Annotated in this window: 19 protein-coding genes and 3 pseudogenes; 11 read left to right on the top strand and 11 right to left on the bottom strand. The window is 61.6% G+C overall.

The window, feature by feature from the left end:
- Positions 1–42: 42 nt before the first annotated feature.
- From L0Z65_RS03435 to L0Z65_RS03415, 5 genes and pseudogenes are all read right to left on the bottom strand, one after another.
- Positions 43–1510 (bottom strand): annotated as a pseudogene (locus L0Z65_RS03435) (aldehyde dehydrogenase).
- An 11-nt stretch (positions 1511–1521) separates the two neighbouring features.
- On the bottom strand, positions 1522–2559 hold the full coding sequence (locus tag L0Z65_RS03430) for an LLM class flavin-dependent oxidoreductase (protein ID WP_405110786.1): 1038 nt from the start codon (positions 2557–2559) through the stop codon (positions 1522–1524).
- Between the two features lie 13 nt (positions 2560–2572).
- Positions 2573–3496 (bottom strand): flavin reductase, encoded by a 924-nt coding sequence (locus L0Z65_RS03425; RefSeq protein WP_405110783.1) that lies wholly within the window; start codon positions 3494–3496, stop codon positions 2573–2575.
- Positions 3483–4301, bottom strand: coding sequence for an alpha/beta fold hydrolase (locus L0Z65_RS03420; protein WP_405110780.1), 819 nt, complete (start codon positions 4299–4301; stop codon positions 3483–3485). The genes L0Z65_RS03425 and L0Z65_RS03420 overlap by 14 nt, the downstream gene beginning before the upstream one ends.
- The gene (locus L0Z65_RS03415) at positions 4273–4875 is read right to left on the bottom strand and encodes an amino acid synthesis family protein (RefSeq protein ID WP_405110777.1); all 603 of its coding nucleotides are present in this window, start codon (positions 4873–4875) and stop codon (positions 4273–4275) included. Before L0Z65_RS03415 ends, L0Z65_RS03420 begins: the two co-directional genes overlap by 29 nt.
- Positions 4876–4975: 100 nt before the next feature.
- Between L0Z65_RS03415 and L0Z65_RS03410 the strand changes: the two genes are divergently transcribed.
- The 5 genes from L0Z65_RS03410 to L0Z65_RS03390 all read left to right on the top strand — a co-directional run bounded on the left by L0Z65_RS03410 (position 4976) and on the right by L0Z65_RS03390 (position 8501).
- On the top strand, positions 4976–5686 hold the full coding sequence (locus tag L0Z65_RS03410; protein WP_405110774.1) for a GntR family transcriptional regulator: 711 nt from the start codon (positions 4976–4978) through the stop codon (positions 5684–5686).
- The gene (locus L0Z65_RS03405) at positions 5679–5972 is read left to right on the top strand and encodes a DUF1330 domain-containing protein (RefSeq protein WP_040170504.1); all 294 of its coding nucleotides are present in this window, start codon (positions 5679–5681) and stop codon (positions 5970–5972) included. The genes L0Z65_RS03410 and L0Z65_RS03405 overlap by 8 nt, the downstream gene beginning before the upstream one ends.
- Before the next feature lie 11 nt (positions 5973–5983).
- Positions 5984–6406, top strand: coding sequence for a carboxymuconolactone decarboxylase family protein (locus L0Z65_RS03400; protein ID WP_052465652.1), 423 nt, complete (start codon positions 5984–5986; stop codon positions 6404–6406).
- A 51-nt stretch (positions 6407–6457) separates the two neighbouring features.
- Complete coding sequence (locus L0Z65_RS03395) at positions 6458–7252, top strand: arylmalonate decarboxylase (protein WP_405110770.1); 795 nt, start codon at positions 6458–6460, stop codon at positions 7250–7252.
- Between the two features lie 91 nt (positions 7253–7343).
- Positions 7344–8501, top strand: a complete 1158-nt coding sequence (locus L0Z65_RS03390) for a M24 family metallopeptidase (protein ID WP_405110767.1) — start codon at positions 7344–7346, stop codon at positions 8499–8501.
- An 84-nt stretch (positions 8502–8585) separates the two neighbouring features.
- Here the strand turns inward: L0Z65_RS03390 and L0Z65_RS03385 are convergent, their stop codons facing one another.
- Complete coding sequence (locus tag L0Z65_RS03385; RefSeq protein ID WP_405110764.1) at positions 8586–9062, bottom strand: dihydrofolate reductase; 477 nt, start codon at positions 9060–9062, stop codon at positions 8586–8588.
- A 12-nt stretch (positions 9063–9074) separates the two neighbouring features.
- Positions 9075–9908, bottom strand: coding sequence for a thymidylate synthase (locus tag L0Z65_RS03380; RefSeq protein WP_405112444.1), 834 nt, complete (start codon positions 9906–9908; stop codon positions 9075–9077).
- A 324-nt stretch (positions 9909–10232) separates the two neighbouring features.
- Between L0Z65_RS03380 and L0Z65_RS03375 the strand changes: the two genes are divergently transcribed.
- The 3 genes from L0Z65_RS03375 to L0Z65_RS03365 all read left to right on the top strand — a co-directional run bounded on the left by L0Z65_RS03375 (position 10233) and on the right by L0Z65_RS03365 (position 13161).
- The gene (locus tag L0Z65_RS03375; protein WP_096871701.1) at positions 10233–11171 is read left to right on the top strand and encodes a thymidylate synthase; all 939 of its coding nucleotides are present in this window, start codon (positions 10233–10235) and stop codon (positions 11169–11171) included.
- 4 nt (positions 11172–11175) lie between these two features.
- Positions 11176–12600: a hypothetical protein gene (locus tag L0Z65_RS03370; RefSeq protein WP_405110761.1), complete on the top strand. Its 1425-nt coding sequence runs from the start codon at positions 11176–11178 to the stop codon at positions 12598–12600.
- Between the two features lie 132 nt (positions 12601–12732).
- On the top strand, positions 12733–13161 hold the full coding sequence (locus L0Z65_RS03365) for a VOC family protein (protein ID WP_096706279.1): 429 nt from the start codon (positions 12733–12735) through the stop codon (positions 13159–13161).
- A 566-nt stretch (positions 13162–13727) separates the two neighbouring features.
- Here L0Z65_RS03365 and L0Z65_RS03360 read toward each other — a convergent pair.
- The 3 genes and pseudogenes from L0Z65_RS03360 to L0Z65_RS03350 form a co-directional block, all read right to left on the bottom strand.
- Positions 13728–14225: a MarR family winged helix-turn-helix transcriptional regulator gene (locus tag L0Z65_RS03360; protein ID WP_175304819.1), complete on the bottom strand. Its 498-nt coding sequence runs from the start codon at positions 14223–14225 to the stop codon at positions 13728–13730.
- A gap of 73 nt (positions 14226–14298) precedes the next feature.
- Complete coding sequence (locus L0Z65_RS03355; protein ID WP_405110757.1) at positions 14299–14559, bottom strand: succinate dehydrogenase assembly factor 2; 261 nt, start codon at positions 14557–14559, stop codon at positions 14299–14301.
- A pseudogene (locus L0Z65_RS03350) lies at positions 14556–14952 on the bottom strand (helix-turn-helix domain-containing protein). Before L0Z65_RS03350 ends, L0Z65_RS03355 begins: the two are co-directional and overlap by 4 nt.
- 109 nt (positions 14953–15061) lie before the next feature.
- Between L0Z65_RS03350 and L0Z65_RS03345 the strand changes: the two are divergent.
- From L0Z65_RS03345 to L0Z65_RS03335, 3 genes are all read left to right on the top strand, one after another.
- Complete coding sequence (locus tag L0Z65_RS03345) at positions 15062–16264, top strand: pyridoxal phosphate-dependent aminotransferase (RefSeq protein WP_405110754.1); 1203 nt, start codon at positions 15062–15064, stop codon at positions 16262–16264.
- A gap of 13 nt (positions 16265–16277) precedes the next feature.
- Positions 16278–16700, top strand: coding sequence for a hypothetical protein (locus tag L0Z65_RS03340; RefSeq protein WP_405110751.1), 423 nt, complete (start codon positions 16278–16280; stop codon positions 16698–16700).
- Positions 16701–16949: 249 nt separating this feature from the next.
- A complete protein-coding gene (locus L0Z65_RS03335; protein ID WP_405110748.1) occupies positions 16950–17816 on the top strand; it encodes a delta-class carbonic anhydrase in 867 nt (288 codons plus the stop codon).
- 789 nt (positions 17817–18605) lie between these two features.
- On the opposite strand, the pseudogene L0Z65_RS03330 reads toward L0Z65_RS03335, so the two are convergent.
- A pseudogene (locus L0Z65_RS03330) lies at positions 18606–20001 on the bottom strand (MATE family efflux transporter).
- Positions 20002–20155: the final 154 nt, after the last annotated feature.

The raw sequence follows: 20155 nt of genomic DNA, 5'->3' as shown, positions 1-20155 counted from the left end.
ATGGCCCCGTCAGTATCCGCCTGTTCGTCGGCCGTCTGACGGTCACCGCATGACAAAGGGATCCGGAATGGGCGCGTCACTGGTGCGCAGCCAGACCGTCTTGACCCTTGTGTAATCCAGCGCAGCCTGCAATCCGCCCTCGCGCCCATGGCCTGACAGCCCCTGCCCGCCAAAGGGCGCAATCGGGCTGACGGCACGATAGGTATTGACCCAGACAATGCCGGCCCGAATGCCCCGTATCATCCGATGCGCGCGGGTGAGATCTCGGGTGAAGACGCCGGAGGCCAGACCATGGGCGGTGTCATTGGCCAGCGCCAGCGCCTCGGCCTCGGTGTCGAACCCGCGCACCGACAGGACCGGACCAAAGAATTCCTCCCGCAAACAGGGCGCCTCGGGTGCCTTAGAGCAATCGAGTATGGTCGGCGGAAAGAAATTCCCCCCTTGCTCGAGCCGCTGACCGCCTGTGACAAGCTGCGCCCCAGCGGCCAAGGAGGCAACGATCAGTTCCTCGGCCCGGCTGAGCTGGGCACCGGTGCAGAGCGGTCCAATCTCGGTCTCGGGTAGCTCTGGCGCACCAATGCGGATGTTCTCGGCTTTTTCCTTCAACCGGTGCAGAAACTGCGCCTTGATTTGATTGGATATGATCAGTCGAGACCCGGCCACGCAGCTTTGCCCTGTCGCGGCAAAAATCCCAGAGACCTGCGCATTGACCGCGCTGTCGATATCTGCGTCCTCAAACACGATGAAGGGAGATTTTCCGCCCAGCTCCAGAGAGGTGGAGGCGAGGTTCTCGGCTGAATTGCGCACAACATGGCGCGCGGTCTCCGGCCCGCCGGTGAATGCCACGTGATCAATCCCAGGATGGGAGGTCAGCACCGCGCCGCAATCGGCGCCAAATCCGGTGATGACGTTTAAAACCCCCGCCGGAAACCCGGCCTGATCAAAGATCCGGGCAAACTCCAACAGCGGTGCTGAGCCCCTCCTCAGATGCCTTCAGCACAACAGTACAGCCTGCTGCCAGTGCCGGGCCGATCTTGACCGCCGCCAAAAACAACTGCGAATTCCACGGCACCACAGCTGCCACCACCCCAAGCGGTTCACGGCGCAGCCAGACCTCCATATCGGGTTTATCAATCGGCAGATGGGCGCCTTCGATCTTGTCTGCAAGTCCAGCATAGTAACGGTAGTAGTCGGCCACATAGGCGATCTGGGCGGAGGTTTCGCGAATGATCTTGCCAGTATCACGGGTCTCCAACCGGGCCAGGGTCTCTGCATTTTCGGCAATCAAATCGGCCAGCCGAAAAAGCAGCTTGCCGCGCGCAGTGGCGGTCATGTCCGCCCAACCCGGCGCGTGGAAGGCCGCCCGCGCTGCTGCAACCGCGGCCTCCACATCCGCCTTGCGGGCCTCAGGCATCATCGCCCAAACCTCTCCGCTTGCTGGATCGCGGCTCTCAAAACGGGCAGAGCCGTCGGAAAACACCCCGCCGATATATTGCTGGAACTGCTGCATGGTGATCCCCTTCAGGCAAAGGCTGGCATGACATCGCGGATGAACCGCTCAAGCGAAGCTTTCTTGCGCTCAAAACTCATCCCGCTGTCGATCCAGAAACTGTATTCATCATACCCCAGCGCCTCATAGCCCCGGATCCGGTCAATCGCATCTTCGGCGGTGGCGATCACATTGTCACGCAGCATCGCCTCCGGCGAATAGAACGGATGGGCCGCGATTTCCGCTTCGCTCAGCGGCGCGATCAGCCCCTGCGACACCGGGCGCTCATTTTTGAACCAGGCGCCGAAGTAGCAATAAAACCGGTTGATTTCCTCCGCCGCCTGCTGCGCATCGGCGGCATCTGCGGCAATATAGGTATGGTTCAACAGCATGATATCCGGGCGTTGCACATCAGGGTGTTTGGCGCAGGCGTCGTTGAACGTCTCAATCAGCCGGGTGATCTCCTCATCCCCTTGCCACAAGGGCGTCACCTGCACATGGCAGCCATTGGCGACGGCAAATTCATGGCTGTTGGGGTCGCGTGCTGCGACCCAGATCGGGGGGCCGTTTTCCTGTCGCGGCTTGGGTGAGGATGTCGTGGCCGGGAAGGAATGATAGGTGCCCTCTTGTGCGTAGTCACCCTGCCACAACCCCTGGATCGCCGGGATCAGCTCCCGCATCCGCTGGCCTGCGTCCCAGGCATCCATCCCCGGCACCATCCGTTCGTATTCGTAACTATAGGCGCCGCGCGCAATGCCAAGCTCCAACCGCCCCTCGGTGATCAGATCGGTCATCGCCGCCTCCCCCGCGAGACGGATTGGATGCCAGAACGGCGCGATGATCGTGCCGGTTCCCAACCGCACATTTCTGGTCTGGCGCGCCAGATCGACAAGGTTCAGAAACGGGTTCGGCGCGATGGTGAAATCCATCCCGTGATGCTCTCCGGTCCAGACTGCGTGCATACCGCCATCGTCGGCAATCTTGGCCAGCGCGACGAACTCGTCATAGAGCCGCTGTTGATCCTGGTCCGCCGAGGTCCGTTCCATATGAACAAAAAGAGAAAAGCGCATGTGTCACCTGCCGTTATGCGATCTGGCGGATTTCGCCGCTGCGTTGATTGCCGGAATAGATCCCGAAATCCCCCAATGCTGCCTCGCGGGCGAACCGCTCCAGCATGGTCAGGATCGACGGATCGCTGATGTCCTCAAGACCTGCTTCAACCGCCCCGTCCTGCGCCAGCGGCACAAAGGTTCCGCGCGTCGGCGCACCTGCCCCTGCCTGACAGAGAAACGCGATATGCTGGCGTTTGCGCGCGACATCCTCAAATACCGAATAGACAAAGCCCGGCTCTGCCGTGAGCCCGGTCTCGGCGATCAACTGGCGCACCGTGGCAGAGGCCCCATCGGGACCAGCCAGCGCCTCCGGTAGGGTCGCACCGCCCTGGCCATCATCGACCAGCAGCACCTCTCCGTTGCGTTCGATCAGGGCGGAGACCACGAGATCAGGCCCGGTGCCAGCCGGTTCTGCAGTGGTCGCGGCCGTGACATAGGCGCCGCGCGCATAGCCCAAACCCGGATGCGGGCTGACGTCAAAGGCTTTCACCTCACCAATCAGGATCACATGATCGCCCGCCTCAACCGTCTTGTGCAGGCTGCAATCGAACCAAGCAGACACCCCGTCGATCAAAGGCGATCCCGCTGGCCCCTTGTGCCAGTTGACTCCGGCAAAGCGATCTTCGGCCGGTCGGGCAAAGGTGTTGGATATCTCCGTCTGAGTTTCCGCCAGCACATTGACGGCAAACCCGTCGCCGTTGACCAGCGCATCATAGTTGCGCGACTGGTTGGCCAGACACACCAGCACCAACGGCGGATCAAGCGAGACGGAGGTAAAAGAGTTGGCAGTAAAGCCAATCGGCTGGCCGCTTTGGCCATGGGAAGTCACAACCGTTACACCGGTCATGAAACTGCCAAAGGCATGGCGCAAGGCGCGCGGATCAAGCGATGTCATGATACGTCTCCTCAGGGGCGGTTGCCAGCCAGTCGCGCAGATGGGCCGTGACCACATCAGGCGCCGTCAGATTCACCATATGGCGATGGCCGGTGATGACGATGGCGCGTCCGTGCTGCACCTGCGCGGCCATCTCCTGCGCCATGGCCGGGGTGGAATTGGGATCACCATCGCCGGTGACGGCGAGGAAGGGGCAGGCGATCTCTCTCAGACGGTGGGCATAGGTCGCATCTCCCCGCGCAAAAGCGCCGTAGGCGGTGGCATAACCTGCCGGATCAACCGTCCCCAGCCAGCCCGCAACCCGGTCGCGGGCGCTGATGTCAGCAGGCGTCTCACCAAACCAGCGTGCCAACGGCGTTGCCAGATCCAGCTGACCGGCCCCGATTTCGGCAGCACGGGCCAGCACAGCCGCCCGCGCCTGCGACGTGCGCCGATAGACGCCATTCAACAGCGCCACCCGACGGGTCATTGCAGGGTGCTCTACAGCAAAACCAGTCGCGATCAACGCCCCCATTGAATGCCCTGCCAGACTGACAGAACCGAGATCCAGCGCCTGCACCACTGCCTTCAGCCAGGCGACAAAATCCGGCAGCTCACTCCCTATAAGCAGCGGATCACTGCCGCCATGTCCGGGCAGATCCAGCGCGATGACCCGGTGGCTCCGGCCCAGATCCGCAATCTGCGGCCCCCAGGCGGCGGATTGCATACCGACGCCATGCAACAGGACCAGCGGCGCGCCCGCCCCCGTATCCCGCAGGGCGACCGTGCGCCCAGCCTCAGACAGCTGCAGGATTGTCGAGGTCATGGCCAAGCTCTTTCAAATCCTGATAGCGGTCGCCGATCCGGTGGTGCGGACGGCCCCCGATAGAGGCTCCCAGCGCAATCAGGATCTCATCAGCGGCTGGCGCATCCGCGACAGACGTCTGGATCGTCAGGTAATGGGATCGCTTGCCCCCGTCGTTCTTGTCCATCAACGGAATCATCAACGGCGCATTGGCAGGTCCGCGGGTGTTGCAGAATGACAGGTAGGATTTTGCCCCCACCGCGTTGCGATAATGGTTGCCGAATTGCAGCGTGTGGATCAGCGCCGAGGCATGTTCGACCTCTCCATTGAGGCCGACAATCGCGGATTTCCCGTACCCTTCAACCCGGTCACCGCCGCCTGCCGCCTCCAGAATCATCTCCGTCAGCAAAAGGCCCAAGCCCGGCGCGCAGTCGCGGATCTGCGGACCCAGGTCCTCAACAAAGCCCTGCCCGGCCCAGGGGTTCTTAATAACAGCCATCGCCGCAATCATGGTGAGCGGGCTGGTGGCCTCCCTGCCCCCTTCTATCAACGTGTTCTCGACATGAAGCAGCGTTTTGCGAATGGCAGCGGGCATGAGAGTCTCCTGAGCGGCAATCTTCTGGTATCATGGTATACCATTATACGATATGTCAATCATACTTGCCGCAGCCAGAGTCGGTTGCTAAGAGAAAGTCATGGACAGCCCTCAGACAACGCTCCGAAAAATCGACAAGGCGCCGCAAACTCTGCGAGATATTGTGCAGGACCGGATGCGCGAGGCGATTATCGACGGACATTTCGCGCCCGGTGAACGGTTGGTAGAGCGCCCGCTCTGCGATCAGCTCGGCGTGAGCCGGACCGTCGTGCGCGAAACGATTCGCTATCTTGAGGCAGAGGGGCTGGTCGAGATCATCCCCAATCGCGGACCGGTCGTTGCGCGGCTCTCTTGGGATCAGGCCCGCCAGATCTACGACGTGCGCCGCCAGCTGGAAGGGTCCGCTGCTGCCGGCTGCGCCATGCAACAAAGACCGGCATTCGCTGGCAATCTGACCCGCGCGCTTGATACGGTGGAGGCCACAATGGCCGATACCGAGTGGAGCAACCTGCTGCGCGCAACCACTGATTTTTATCAGCTTATCTTTATGGAGGCGGGCCACAGCATTGCCTGGGAGATCGTGCAGCGCCTGAATGGGCGGATCAGCCGGTTGCGGGCCTTGACCATCGCGGCAAAGGACCGCGAAACCTCAGGGATGAGCCATATGACCGCGATCCATGATGCCATTCTCAGCCGCGACCCGGACAGGGCGCGCAAAGCGGTTGAAGCGCATATTGCCGACGCGGCCCAAACTGCGCAGCGGTTCCTGAAAGACCCTGCGCCAACAGCTGAAGAGACGCCAAATGGCTAAAGGATATTGGATCGCCTTTGTCACAGTCACAGATCCTGATCGCTATGCGGGCTATCAACAGCAGGCGCCTGCGGCCTTTGCCAAATATGGCGCGCGGTTTCTGGCGCGGGGTGGCGCGGCGGAGACGCTGGAGGGCACAGCCTATCAACGCCATGTCGTCATCGAATTCGACAGCAAGGCCACCGCCCTCGCCTGCTACCACTCGCCCGAATATCAATCCGCCCGCACCCATCGACAGGCCGCCTGCTCCGCGCAGATCGCTATCGTCGAAGGATTGGACACTTAAAGGACGCCCAAATGAGCAACACGCCCTCTGACGCCGCGCCGCAAACCAGCAGCTTTGACGAAGACCTGTTCCTGAAAGGTCTGGAGCAACGCAAGGCGACCCTTGGTGCCGCGTATGTCGAAAACAACCTCGCCGCCGCCGATGACTTTACCCGCCCGTTCCAAGAAGCCATGACCGCCTGGTGCTGGGGGTTTGGCTGGGGCGATGAAACGATTGACGCCAAGACCCGGTCGATGATGAACCTCGCCATGATTGGCGCCCTTGGCAAGATGCACGAATGGGAACTGCATTGCCGGGGCGCGCTGAACAACGGGGTCAGCCGCGAAGAAATCCGCGCCATCATCCATGCGGTTGCGATCTATTGCGGCGTCCCGCAGGGTCTTGAATGTTTCCGTGCCGCCAAAGCCGTTCTCGATCAACATGAGCAGCCCTGAGCCACATCGGCTAGCCCCTCATCCACCCCCACGCAGGAGCGTACTCTGCTAATGTTCAGATCCGGTCAAACCGTTCAGTCCCGCCCCCGCACACCATTGATGGGCAAAGGCACGGCCCATCGCGCCAGTCTTGGCTTCATTCTGATGTCCACGGATCTGGCCTGTGAGGCGGATCTCTTCGCCATGGCACCCGAAGGCGTCGGCGTACATATCACCCGGCTCAGAACGGATGACTATACCACCAATGAAACACTGGCGCGCCATATCGATCACATGGCCGACGCAGCCGGGCGTCTGCAACCGGACATGAAACCTGCGGTGATTGCCTATTGCTGCACCTCAGGCTCAATCGTCTGCCGGGAGGAAAACGTCTTCCGCGAGATCCACAAGGGCGCGCCCTATACCCGGCCCATGTCCATCGTCACCGGCGTGATGGATGCCCTGCGCGAGGTGGGTGCAAAACGGATCGTGGTGGGCACACCCTACCTTGATGATATCAACACAGCCGAGGCCGAGTATCTGCTGGCGGCAGGGTTTGATATCCTCGACATTCAGGGGCTGCAGCTGGAAACCGGTGTGGAATTTGGTCAGGTGGAACCCGCCTATTGGAAGGAATTCGCGCTGGAAATCGACCAGCCGGACGCGGATGCGATCTTCCTCTCTTGCAGCGGCACGCGCACGCTGGAAGTGGTGGAGGAGATTGAACAGGCCGCAGGCAAGCCGGTGATCACCTCCAATCAGGCGCTGATGTGGTCCTGCCTGCGCCGGGCCGGGATCGCGGATCAGCTCAGTGGCTTTGGCCAGCTGTTCAACCATCCGGGCCGGGCGCTGACGCCAACACTCTAGCCCGCTTTTCTCCCCTTCACGCTGGCCCCTCTTGCGGGGACAGCGCCCCGACAGGCAATTGCACCACTATCGCACCACCAATGAGGCCCCCATGACACCAGCCCCTGCCCTGCGCGGATTTCCCGAGGCCGAATACGCCGCCCGCACCCAGATTGCCCAGAGCCGCATGGCGGAGGCCGGTCTGGACGCAATTTTGGTGATGAGCGAGCCGGAAGTGCAGTATTTTACCGGCTTTCAGACCCTGTTCTGGCAAAGCCCGACGCGCCCGTGGTTCGTGCTGATCCCCGCCAGTGGCAAGCCGATTGCCCTCATTCCCGAAATCGGCGCCAGCCTGATGCGCCGCAGCTGGATCGACGATATCCGCACCTGGTCTGCGCCCGCCCCTCAGGATGATGGCATCAGCCTGCTCACGGAGGCGCTGTCTCCGCTTCGCAACTTGGGCGTTATGAAGGGGCATGAAACCCATCTGAGGATGCCGCTCGGCGATTGGGAACGGCTGATGGCCGCGCTGCCCGATCTGCATATCCACGATGCCACGCATCTCGTGCAGGGCCTTCGGATGGTGAAATCCGCAGCTGAGATCGAGAAACTCGCCCGGATCTGCGCCATTGGCTCGGCCACCTTTGCCGCGGTGCCGGACTTCGCCCGCGAAGGCGTGCCGCTGGACGAGGTGTTCCGCGCCTTTCGCCGCGAGGCGTTGGCGCAGGGCGCCGATGGCGCGCCCTATGTGGTCGGGGCCAGCGCGCCGGGCGGCTACGCTGATGTGATTTCACCCCCTGATGCCACGCCTCTGGCGGCAGGCGATATCCTGATGCTGGACAGCGGCATGGTGCTTGATGGCTATTACTGCGATTTCGACCGCAACTGGGCCATTGGCCGGGCCGATGACACCGCCCGGCGCGCCTATGACGTCTTGTGGCGCGCTACCGAAGCCGGGCTGGCTGCCGCCCGTCCCGGCAACAGGTGCCGCGATCTGTTTCAGGCGATGTCCGCCGTGATTGCAGAAATGGACGACAGCGGCGGTGATATTGGCCGTCTGGGCCATGGGCTGGGGTTGCAGCTGACCGAACAGCCCTCACACGCCGCCTTCGACACCACCGAGCTGCAAGAAAACATGGTGCTGACGCTGGAACCCTCGCTGTCATACGGCGACGGGCTGATGATGGTACATGAGGAAAACATCGTAGTGACACCAGAAGGGGGCCGCCTGCTCAGCACCCGCGCCCCCGCTGAGCTGCCGGTGATCTAACGACCACCCAACGGTAAGCGAAGCTGGCCCAAACTTGTGCGGGTCAGAGGCCGCTGTCCCAGCGGCCTCAACGCCCGTCAGCCCTTAACGGCGCAGATATTCCACCACCACACAGGCCGGGGCCTCACTGCGGATCTGGGTCTGGCTGGCGATTCCCCATTCACCGGCCCGGAACTTAGGGAAATAGGTATCAGCGCCCGCCACCTCAGTCTCGACCTCGGTGATCAGCATCCTGTCGGCCATATCCATCATGCCCTTGTAAATGCCAGCCCCGCCAACGCCATAAATCCGGTGATAGCCCTGTGCGCGCGCCTCCGCCAGCGCCGCCTCAATGCTGGGATAGACCAGATCGGCGGCCTCAGGATCCGAGGACACCACCAGATTAAGCCGGTTTTTCAACGGCTTCACCGGCAGGCTATCCCAGGTATTGCGCCCCATGATCAATGCCCCGCCCAGCGTTTCGCGCTGAAAAGACTTTAGATCCTCCGGCGCATGCCAGGGGATCGTGTTGTCCTTGCCAATGGCGCCATTCTGGTCGCGGGCAACAATAAGCGTGATCATCTCAGTCCTTTCTCAAACCGCGACCGGGGCCTTGATGCCCGGGTCCGGGGTGTAATTCAGCACGTCGAAATCTTCGTATTTGAACTCAAAAATGGACGGCACCTCACGGTTGATGCGCAGCTCCGGCAGCGGCTGCGGCTCGCGTGACAATTGCAGGTCCACCTGATCCATATGATTGGAATAGATATGCGCGTCACCGATGGTGTGAATGAAATCCCCCGCCTCATAGCCGGTCACATGCGCCAGCATTTTCAACAGCAGCGCATAAGAGGCGATGTTGAAAGGCACCCCCAGAAACATATCCGCAGACCGCTGATACAGCTGAAGATGAATCCGCCGCCCCTGCACCCGCACCTGCCACAGCGTATGACAGGGTGGCAGCGCCATATCGGGCACATCCGCAGGGTTCCAGGCGGTCACAATCAGGCGGCGACTGTCGGGGCTGTTGCGGATCATATCTACCAGATTGGCGATTTGATCCACTGTGCCCGCGCGATAGAGCGGCTCCTCCCCGGTCGTGCCCTCCGCCAGCTCCAGCCGTGGGAAATGCCGCCACTGATGGCCATAAACTGGACCAAGATCGCCATTCTCATCCGCCCATTCGTCCCAGATCGACACCCCATTGTCCTTGAGGTAGCCGATATTGGTGTCGCCGGACAGGAACCACAGCAGTTCGTGGATGATTGAGCGCAGATGCAGCTTCTTGGTGGTCACCAGCGGGAACCCATCCGCGAGCGGATACCGGGTCTGCATCCCAAAACAGGATAGGGTACCGGTGCCGGTCCGGTCGCTGCTCGCCTCGCCGTGATCCAGTATATATTGCAAGGCCTCGTGGTACTGGCGCATGGTGACCTCCCCCTCGTGATCGTCTCCGCTGATCGTCTCCGCACGGTGTGCTGATCGCACCCGCAAGATCCCTCCTGTCTAGCCTGCCCGCACCTCTGATCTCAAGGGCCAGGAGGGCGGATCACGGTGGCTTATTGACCGATCCCGTCGCGCAAGCCCCGCGAACCCAAGCCGGGCTGCGCGCGCCGCAGCACCTGCGCGAAAAAAGGTCACCGAACCGCCACGCTCGCGCGGCAACCGCGCGACCGGCGCGGCAATTCAATTGACTTTCCGCAACCATGACAAGACACTGCCGCAAACTAAGAAAATTTGAGGTCAGTACAAATGAAGCGGGCAATGCTAGGACTTGCGGCAGCTACCCTTCTGTCAGCCTGTGGCGGGGGGACAAACCCCTTTGACACCGATGACGGCACCGATGGGGGCACCACCACCGATCCGATTGTCCCCGAAGTCTTGGCCTCCGATGTCGACAGCGTTGCCTATGACGCGGCTGCGGGCACGTTGGTGATCTCCGGGCTCAGCCTCGATGACACCCCATTTTCCGCCAGCTACCGCCGCCGCCCGGCGCTCGACCGGCAGGGCTATGAGGCCTACACCGCGCAGGACAGCTCGCTTGACCGTCACGTCACCGCCTATGTCCGCGAAATCGAAGACGGCGCCTTTGCCGTAGCGGTCGCCACCGGCGGTCAGTTCTCCTACTACTTCGCCGGTACCAGCTATGGCCGTCGCGGCGGCTATTCCGCCCCAACCGGTGATGTGGCCTCCGGCGGTGTGGTCAGCTATGCCGGCACCTATGTGGGCCTGATGAATATCGCAGGCGACGGCGGCGATCTGCTGCCAGTCACCCCCGGCACCCCCGCTGATGTGCGCCCGGCCCAGACCGCTGAGGTGACCGGCGATGCCTTCGTCAACGCGGATTTCGGCGACAACATCGTCAATGGTACCATCTACAACCGCCAGATTGAGCCAGTCGTCGATGGCGGCGCGCCGCAAACGCTGGTGACACTGGATCTGGCCCCCACCGCGATTGATGCCAATGGCACCTTCACCGGGACCGCATCGCAGATCGTCAACAGTACCCGCACCAATGTCGGCACCTATGGTGGCATTTTTGCCGGGACCGACGCCACATCCGTTGCCGGATCGGTGTTCGCTCAGAACCACGTCGAAGGCATTGACGGCATCGAGGAATACGGGATCTTCGTTCTGGGCCAATGCGGCACCGCCGACAGCTCAGCCGTCTGCGACCAGCCGGTTCCCTGATCCCATGCGGCGCCGCCTGGCCGCAGCCCTCACTCTGGCGCTGCTTGCTGCGGCGCCAGCCGCTGCGGCAGAGCCGACCCCCGAACAGCATCTGAGCCTGGAGCAGGGTCGCCTGCTGGCGGCGCATTCCCTTGGCACCGGCAAACCCGAGCTGACGCTGGATCTGACCCGCGCCCTGTTGCGGGCGGACCGGCAGGATCATCTGGCGTGGTATCTGCGCGCCGCCGCCCAGGCGCAGCTGAAATCGCCCGGCGCGGGGCGCCGCTCCGCCGCGCGCGCCTACCGCTTTGCGCCGGACAGCGCCGGGAAATTCCGCGCCGCACAGCTGGCAGCGCGACTGGCCGTGCAGGACGCCCGCCCCACCCTCGCCCAGGTCTGGCTGCGCCGCACCGCTGTTCACGCCCCTGATGAGATTAGCGAAAAACGCATTGCAGCTGACTATAAGGTGCTGCGGCGCATCAACCCCTGGTCATTCCAGCTGCGCGGCGAGCTGAAGCCCTCCAACAACGTCAACAATGGCGCCGACAGCACGCTGGAGGTGATCGACGGGGTGCCGACGCTGGGCCGCTTTGGGCCGCGTTCGGTCGCGCTGGAGGGCACGGTGGGGGTGCTCGACATGTCGCTCAGCCGCCGCCTGCAGCAAAGCAGCACCAGCCTCACCACGCTGAGCGCCCGCACCTATGTGCAGCGGGTGGCGCTGTCCTCGGATGCCAAGGCCAAGGCCGCCACCCTTGCGCAGCAATCCGGCACCACGGTGCCCCGCAACAGCGAGTTTGGCTCCACCTATGGCGAGATTTCTCTGACCCATGCCTTTGCTGTTGGCCCGCAGGAGCGTCAGGGCTCAGCCGCGCTTGGCCTCAGCTTTGGCACCGCCTGGTATGGCGGCGAAAAGAGTTACGATCTGGTCAAGCTGACCGCCCGGCGCAGCTGGCAGCTTTCGGCCCGTACCGGCCTGACGCTAGATGGTATGGCAGAGCAGCGGCTGGATGCGCGCGGCCCGTCTCAAGATGGCGAGGTGTTCGGCCTTGGCGCGCGGGTCAATCGCAAACTGCTGAACGGCGATCAGATCAATCTGAGCGTCGCCCTGCGCGACACCCGTTCAGGCCATGTGAACACCTCCAATTACACCGCGACGCTGCGGTTGGGGTACCAGTTTGCCAAACCTCTGGGACCGGCAAAAATCAGCACCGGGTTGATCCTGGGCCGCTCTGATTATCCGCAGTTTATTGCGGGCTTTCCCGCCCGCTACCTGCCTGACGGGCGCGAGGACACGTCGCTCTATGCCGATGTGAACCTGTTCTTTGAGGAGTATGACTACGCGGGCTTTGCCCCGACACTGCGCCTGCGCGCTGGCAAGAAAGATAGCAATCACAGCCGCTTCCAGTCCCGTGAATTGTCTATCTCCCTCGGCATCCAGTCCAAGTTTTAAATTCTAATTCGCGCTTGGGTTCCGCAATCGCTCTGGTCACTGGCAGCGGACGCATTATGGTCTGGGGCCTGAGATAGACGACACGGGCGCCGCGCCGCTTGGGCCAGCCGTCCTGACATGAGGAAGACACCTATGCCGCTGAAATATCTGCACACAATGGTTCGCGTCAAAGATCTGGAAAAATCCATGGCCTTTTACGAGTTGCTGGGCCTCAAGGAGACCAAACGCTATGACAGCGAAAAGGGACGCTTCTCGCTGATCTTCATGGCGGCCGAAGGTCAGGAGGACACCCCGATTGAGCTGACTTATAATTGGGATGGCGACGACGCGCTGCCCAGCGACAGCCGCCATTTTGGCCATCTGGCCTACGGTGTTGATGATATCTACGCCACCTGCCAGCATCTGATGGACAATGGCGTGACCATCAATCGCCCCCCGCGCGATGGTCACATGGCCTTTGTGCGCTCTCCCGACAATATCTCGATCGAGCTGCTGCAAAACGGCGACTCGCTGGACCCGGCAGAGCCTTGGGCCAGCATGGAAAACACCGGCAGCTGGTGAGCTTAGCAGTTGGCAAGCCTGGCAGTTGGTAAGTCTGACTGCTGGTCTGCTTAGAGCTGCTGATCACTGAAACCACAGGGCGGATCGCGCTTTCGACCTGCCCTGTGGTATCATGCACCGCGCTGTCACGGCTGCGATCAGCCACAGGCGCGTCAGCGGATCAGGCCGGATACCCGTGCAGATCCTGATGATCCGAATCTGTCTGCCATCGCACTCTCAGATCCTAATATGCGCCGATAGGGCCAGAGATCAGTCAGTACCTCACCGACACACTCGGCAAGGGCACATCACCCCACGCCAAAACGCACCAGCCGGTTGCCCCGGTGGTGTTTCAGCTACGCTGTGGTCACTCAAAACATATGCCAAGCCTGATGGCCCTTCTAGTCCCGGATCCGGTCACATCCCCGGCGTTCTGCCTGGTCTGCGTCGGTGTGGCTTGGTCAGATCAGCTGCCCGGCAGCAAATCAAATGGGTCAGGCATATCCCAGAGATACGGCATTCTGCCGGTGCGAAATATGCGTTGCGACCGATAAGGTGCAAACCATTCAGGCCTGCAAACCAAAGGCTTAGTAGATGTAACGGATCTGGTCAGACCAGTAGCGTTCCACCCGCTTCAGCGAGGCTGTGATATCCGCGATCCCTTCGCTGCTGATCACATCCTTGCCTTCCAACCCTTCGGCATGGCGCGAGAACAGGGCCGCGACGATATCGCGGATTTCGCGACCGCGCTCTGTCAGGCGCACCCGGACCGAACGGCGATCAATCTCGCAGCGCTGGTGGTGCATATAGCCCATTTCGACCAGTTTCTTCAGGTTGTAGCTGACGTTGCTGCCCTGATAATAGCCGCGTGATTTCAGTTCGCCTGCCGTGACTTCATTATTGCCGATATTGAACAGCAACAGCGCCTGGACCGCATTGATCTCCAGCACGCCGACGCGCTCAAACTCGTCCTTGATCACGTCCAGCAGCAGACGGTGAAGACGCTCAACCATTGCGAGCGCCTCAAGATAGCCAGTCATGAACCCCTTGGTGTCCTGCTGGCCGATTGGCATTTCCATACTCATCCGCATCTCCGACTCGATGGTGTCTGCGAGCCACAATGCGGAAAATTCCCGAAAAATCCGTTAAGCTGAAATTTTATTCTTTTTGATGGGTTTGCGATATGTCGCCAACCAGCGCAGCGAACTGCGCCGGGGCGGCCACCTGACCCGTCACCCACTGGTAGAGATCCTGATCGTTTTCCTGCAACAGCAGATCATAGAGATCCAGCTCAGCCGGGGCCATCACAGCCAGATTTCGTTCGGCATAGGCCGACAGGAGAATGTCCATCTCCTTGATCCCCCGGCGCATGGACCGCATCTGCAGCCGTTTCAGACGATGGGCGGGCAGCTCACTCATTGGGCGCTGCCTTCCATCACCAGACGCAGACGTTTCTCCAGCCGCGCCGCCCGATCAGCATTGCCACGCAGCTCTTCGCGCAGCTGGCGCAGTTCAGTCATGACCGCTGCCAGATCCTGCGGCACCTGTTCGCCAGCCGGGGCTTCCATGCCCTCGCCCTCACCGGTCAGAAGCCAGCGCATGGATACATTCAACAGCCCCGCCATCATCGACAGCTTGTTGGCACGCGGCTCCGACAGGTCCTGTTCCCAGCCCGCCAGCGTCGCCTTTTTGATCCCCAGCTGAGCGCGCCAGCTGTGCCTGTGTCATGCCCGCAGCATCCCGCGCAGCCGCCACACGGTCACCAAAGGTTGCGGCCTCCGGACCATACCAATTCATGTCGTCGTTGCTCATTTGCCCGCTCCTGTTGGCCTATCGGTTTGCCTGCCCTTTGATCGCGCTTGATCGACAGTTAGCGGCACCCTATGACAGTTCTATATGACATTCAAACAGAGGTCTTTCCATGCAATTCCTGTCCGATAGCCTCGCCCGCGTCAAACCGTCCCCCTCCATCGCGATCACCACGCTGGCCGGGGAATTGCGCGCTGCGGGCCGCGATGTAATCGGGCTGAGCGCCGGGGAGCCAGATTTCGACACCCCCGACAATATCAAGGAGGCGGCGATCCGCGCCATCCAGGCAGGCAAGACCAAATACACCGCCCCCGATGGCATCGCCGAGCTGAAGCAAGCGGTCTGCGATAAATTCTCCCGCGACAATGGGTTGGACTATACCCCCGCGCAGGTTTCAGTCGGCACCGGCGGCAAACAGATCCTCTATAATGCGCTGATGGCGACGCTGAACCCCGGTGACGAGGTGGTCATTCCTGCCCCCTACTGGGTGTCTTACCCTGATATGGTGCGGCTGGCGGGCGGCACCCCTGTCTGCGTGGAATCCACACTGGAAACCGGGTTCAAGATCACCCCGGACCAGCTTGAGGCGGCCATTACGCCTAAAACCAAATGGTTCATCTTCAATTCCCCCTCCAATCCCACTGGCGCCGGGTATCACCCGAATGAGCTGAAGGCGCTGACCGATGTTTTGCTGCGCCATCCTCATGTCTGGGTGATGACCGATGACATGTATGAGCATCTGGTATTTGACGATTTCACCTTCTGCACCCCGGCGCAGATTGAGCCGCAGCTGTATGATCGCACGCTCACCTGTAATGGCGTCTCCAAAGCCTATGCGATGACTGGCTGGCGCATCGGTTATGCGGCGGGGCCAAAGCCGCTGATTGACGCCATGCGCAAGATCCAGTCGCAGTCCACCTCCAACCCCTGCACCATCAGTCAGTGGGCAGCCGTTGAGGCGCTGAACGGCACTCAGGATTATATTCTGCCCAATACCGCCGTGTTCCGCCGCCGCCGGGATCTGGTGATCTCGATGCTGAGCCAGATCGACGGCGTCGCCTGCCCGGTGCCGGATGGCGCTTTCTATGTCTACCCGTCGATTGCTGGGCTGATCGGGCGGACATCGGCCGGGGGCGTTGCGATCACCGATGACGAGGCCTTTGCCAAGGCGCTCCTGGAAGAAGCCGACGTCGCGGTGGTGCATGGCGCGGCCTATGGGTTGTCACCAAACTTCCGCATCAGCTACGCCGCTGCCGATGAAACCCTGACCGAGGCCTGCCGCCGCATTCAGGCCTTCTGCGCCGCGTTGCGCTGACCGGAGGCCCCACATGCCCGCCGCCCTGCCAGACTATTACTTTCGCGTGCGCGACAACGGCGCCTTTGTGTTCCGCGTCGACAGCGAAAACCGGCAGCGGCGGCTGGACATGGATCAGATCGCCGTGGTCAAGCTGCGCAATGGCGAGATCCGCCCGCATGGCGACCGCATCCTCAGCGCCGAGGATCTGAGCGCCATCCGTGACTGGATGGCGCAACGCAGTCGCACCCTGGCAGCGCGGGATATGGATGACATCCACCGCGCGATCGACCACCTGAACCTCACCGCCCATTGGGCCCAGAGCAAGGCCAGCGACGCACAGCTGGACGAGATCACCGACCAGATGCTGCTGGCGATGCATGACTTACGCTCGGTTCTGGTGCGCAAGAAGGCCGACCGGCTGCTGAAAGCCGCCAAGGACAGCGACGGCTCCTGATCTGATCCCACCAGATCCAAGACCTCGCGCAACATCCTGCATCTTTGGCACAGCGATCCCGGACACGGCCGTCCGGCGAGGCATTGATCCGCAACCATAGGTCGATTAAGACTATCGTCACACACTCGAATTAAGAACCAAAGGCGGCAATGCCGATTGTGACGTGATCACCTCGCCCCTGTTTGGTTTCGCGCCAGTCCACGCCTGCCGCCACCGTTACCAGTGACCTCAGTCAAAACAGGATTCATGATGCCATCATATCGTTTGATCGTTCCCATCGTTGCCGCCCTGACCCTTTCGCATGGTGCAGCAACCGCCGCCGACACATCGGAAACAGCAAAAGATGGCGAGATGGACAGGCAACGCGCCGCGCTGGCCATGTCCACCTTTGGCGCAGGCTTTGGCCCGCAATCGCCCCGCGATATCGACGACGCCGGGGGACATAACCTGCGCTTCTTCGCAGAGGCACCACCGGCATCGCAAATGAACCTCTGCAATATTCACTTTCATGAGAATGCCGAACATCGCGGCGGTGAATTCACCACCTACGCAGGCAATGGCGATGGCAAGGGGTATGGCAGCGGCTATCAATTCGACGGCACCCTGTCAGCGGCGGAACTGGCCCCGCTGGACAGCCCCATCGGGGCGGAGGGCGGCCATGGCGATCTGGTGCCCGGCGACACGATTGAGGTGCACTATGTCCACACCACCGCGCAGGTGACCCCCGGCCCGACGCTTGGCGCCTGCCTGAGTGAGGCCATTGGCAACCCGCAACTGCGGGTGGAGGCACAGGTCTATGTCCTGGTCAATGACCCCAGCGCCGCCGATTTCGAGGAGCTGACCCGCCTGACGGTCCGCAACAACCTCTATCAGGCGCAGAACATCCCCAGCAACACCGGCACCCCGGTGCGCTACGCAGGCTCCACCACCGGGCCGGGCTACAACACCAAGGGTTCCCCGTTTCAGGTCACCTGGAGCGTCCGACCCAAGGTGATCCGCGTCAATATCCACAGCGTCGGCGCCTGGCTGGAGCACAATCATTTCGACGAAACCCACGCTCACGGCGTCCGCAATCTGGTCACCAACCCGGATCTGCTGTCCCCCATCAACAACTGACCCATCGCAGCTGCCACCAAAGGCGGCAGCGAAACACCTTCCTACAAAGGGAACGCAGAAAAAGCTGCGCTCCACAGGATAGGACGCTGGGACATGACAGTCTGGGCTCAGAGCACATTGTTGGCTTTGAGCCCATTTTGACAGATGCTGCAAAGTCGGCGAAAGTCTGTTTTGCAGTGAAACCACGCAGGCCGCCTCCTGAAACATCTACTGGACCAGTTTTGCGGAGATTCTGGGCTCAGCGCTTGCCGCGCCATCGCTCCCTACCTAAGTTAACAGAGAGCCTCGACATCATGAACTCATTCAGCAACAATGCGCTGTAGTGGCAATGCTGAAATCAAAGGTGGGGCGGGGCGAGTTTCGCGCGGGCAGGTTGGCAACAGAGAGGCTGAATCAATGTTTGAATTCTTCCGGAAATTGATCGCATTTTTCCGGCCTCCAACTTATGATCCAAAGAACCCTCCGCTAGGAATGGAAGCAATGGATCTCGACTTGGTGAATAAGACAAACTCCGAGAACGAACGGATCGAAGGTAGAAATTGGCGCGACATACACCGGCGCTAGCAGATTGAAGAGCTTTTTCGCCGGATTTGTCTGTCATGTTCGGTGTGTTGAAAAATTCAGATGCCGACATTGGCGCAGCCGCAGGGCAAGCTCACTTTGTCCGCACTTCCGACATTCAGCACAAACGGCGCCCACAGGTCTCCTCGCAAATCTCGGCTCGAAATACCGGCGCGATGGCACAGGGGGCGCGCACCTCCACAGCACAGTGGCCTGATGCGCTGACCGCTACCGCGCGGCGGCGGTTTTCGATGTGCCGACCAGCTTGATCGAGCGGCGCCAGAACCGGATCATCAGGAACACCCCCGCCGCCGTCAGACCCAGCACCAGACCCAGCCAGACCCCAAGCCCGCCCATGTCGAAGGTAAAGCCGAGGAGATACGACGCCGGGATCCCAACCGCCCAATAGCTGAGCGCGGCAATCACCATCGGCACGCCGGTGTCCTGCACCCCGCGCAGCAGCCCCAGCGCGATCACCTGCATCCCGTCCATCAGCTGAAACAGCGCCGCCGCCGCCAAGAGCACGCTGCCAATCAGCACGATTTCGGCCCGGTCCGGGTCATCCGGCGACAGGAACAGCGAAATCAGCGTCTCGGGCACTGCCAGAAACAGGATCATCCCCAGCACCGACAGCCCCAGCGACATCGCCATCACCACGCGCGCGCCGCGCGCCATATGGTCCCGATCGCCACGACCAAAGGCATTGCCTAGCCCGGATCGTCGCCGCATTGGACAGCCCCAGATGCATCATGAACGCCAGCCCGCCCAGAGACAACGCAATGCCATGCGCGCCCAGCGCCACAGTACCAAGCCAGCCCATCATCATCGCCGAGGCGGCAAACAGGCTGGTCTCGCTGAGGTTGGTCAGACCAATTGGCAGGCCCAGACGCAGCACCCGACTCAGCATCTCCCAGTCGGGACGCTGGAAATTCTTCAACAGCTCATGCTCTGGCAGCGCCTTCAGCGCGTAAATCAGCACAAAGATGCAGGCAAAAACATTGGTCGCCAGCGAGGCCAGCGCTGCCCCGGTCACCCCCAGTTCCGGCGCCCCCCAATTGCCAAAGATCAGCATATAGTTGATGAGCGCATTCAGCGCCGCCGCCAGAACCGACACCCACAGCACGATCTGGGTCCGCTCCAGCGCGGCCAAGTAGCTCTTCAGCACCATATAAAGCAGCGCCGGAAACAACGCCCAGCCCGCGATCCGCAGATACTCCGCCGCGCCATGGGCCACCTCGGCCTCCTGGCCCAGCAGCAACAGGATCGGCTCCGACCACCATAACAGCGGCATCACCAACAGCCCATAGGCCAGCGACAGCCACAGCGCCATACGGGTGCTTCGGCGGATCTGGCGCTCCTCACCGGCGCCTGCGGCAGCGGCCACCATCGGCATCACCGCAAAGGCAAAGCCGGAACCCAACAGAAAAATCGTGAAAAAATAGGTCGACCCCAGCGTCACCGCCGCCAGCGCCTCCACCCCGTACCAGCCCAGCATCACCGTATCGGTCAGGCCGATGGCGAACTGCGCCACATGGCCGCCGATCAACGGCAGCCCCAGCACCGCAATCGCGCGGCTGTGGCCAAAAAGGGTATTCGGGGCGGGCGGGGGTATTCTCTGTGTCATACCCCAGCCTTAGGCATCGACCGGCACAACGGCAAGTCTGATCTTACCGATGGTTGCTGTCGGCCTCTTGCTCTCAGCCGGTCCGGGATTGCAGTTTCCAATGCCCGCGCTGTGCCGCACCTGTGTTAGGCTTCTGCCAGAGCCAGCCCAACGC

It is taken from the genome of Phaeobacter sp. BS52, assembly GCF_045040595.1.
Lineage (GTDB): Bacteria > Pseudomonadota > Alphaproteobacteria > Rhodobacterales > Rhodobacteraceae > Phaeobacter > Phaeobacter piscinae.
This window is presented reverse-complemented; position numbering and strand designations above follow the sequence as displayed.

Coding starts and splice junctions, on each gene's coding strand:
- L0Z65_RS03430 (WP_405110786.1), bottom strand. CDS start 2,559: ATGCGCTTTTCTCTTTTTGTTCATATGGAACGGACCTCGGCGGACCAG.
- L0Z65_RS03425 (WP_405110783.1), bottom strand. CDS start 3,496: ATGACATCGCTTGATCCGCGCGCCTTGCGCCATGCCTTTGGCAGTTTC.
- L0Z65_RS03420 (WP_405110780.1), bottom strand. CDS start 4,301: ATGACCTCGACAATCCTGCAGCTGTCTGAGGCTGGGCGCACGGTCGCC.
- L0Z65_RS03415 (WP_405110777.1), bottom strand. CDS start 4,875: ATGCCCGCTGCCATTCGCAAAACGCTGCTTCATGTCGAGAACACGTTG.
- L0Z65_RS03410 (WP_405110774.1), top strand. CDS start 4,976: ATGGACAGCCCTCAGACAACGCTCCGAAAAATCGACAAGGCGCCGCAA.
- L0Z65_RS03405 (WP_040170504.1), top strand. CDS start 5,679: ATGGCTAAAGGATATTGGATCGCCTTTGTCACAGTCACAGATCCTGAT.
- L0Z65_RS03400 (WP_052465652.1), top strand. CDS start 5,984: ATGAGCAACACGCCCTCTGACGCCGCGCCGCAAACCAGCAGCTTTGAC.
- L0Z65_RS03395 (WP_405110770.1), top strand. CDS start 6,458: ATGTTCAGATCCGGTCAAACCGTTCAGTCCCGCCCCCGCACACCATTG.
- L0Z65_RS03390 (WP_405110767.1), top strand. CDS start 7,344: ATGACACCAGCCCCTGCCCTGCGCGGATTTCCCGAGGCCGAATACGCC.
- L0Z65_RS03385 (WP_405110764.1), bottom strand. CDS start 9,062: ATGATCACGCTTATTGTTGCCCGCGACCAGAATGGCGCCATTGGCAAG.
- L0Z65_RS03380 (WP_405112444.1), bottom strand. CDS start 9,908: ATGCGCCAGTACCACGAGGCCTTGCAATATATACTGGATCACGGCGAG.
- L0Z65_RS03375 (WP_096871701.1), top strand. CDS start 10,233: ATGAAGCGGGCAATGCTAGGACTTGCGGCAGCTACCCTTCTGTCAGCC.
- L0Z65_RS03370 (WP_405110761.1), top strand. CDS start 11,176: ATGCGGCGCCGCCTGGCCGCAGCCCTCACTCTGGCGCTGCTTGCTGCG.
- L0Z65_RS03365 (WP_096706279.1), top strand. CDS start 12,733: ATGCCGCTGAAATATCTGCACACAATGGTTCGCGTCAAAGATCTGGAA.
- L0Z65_RS03360 (WP_175304819.1), bottom strand. CDS start 14,225: ATGAGTATGGAAATGCCAATCGGCCAGCAGGACACCAAGGGGTTCATG.
- L0Z65_RS03355 (WP_405110757.1), bottom strand. CDS start 14,559: ATGAGTGAGCTGCCCGCCCATCGTCTGAAACGGCTGCAGATGCGGTCC.
- L0Z65_RS03345 (WP_405110754.1), top strand. CDS start 15,062: ATGCAATTCCTGTCCGATAGCCTCGCCCGCGTCAAACCGTCCCCCTCC.
- L0Z65_RS03340 (WP_405110751.1), top strand. CDS start 16,278: ATGCCCGCCGCCCTGCCAGACTATTACTTTCGCGTGCGCGACAACGGC.
- L0Z65_RS03335 (WP_405110748.1), top strand. CDS start 16,950: ATGCCATCATATCGTTTGATCGTTCCCATCGTTGCCGCCCTGACCCTT.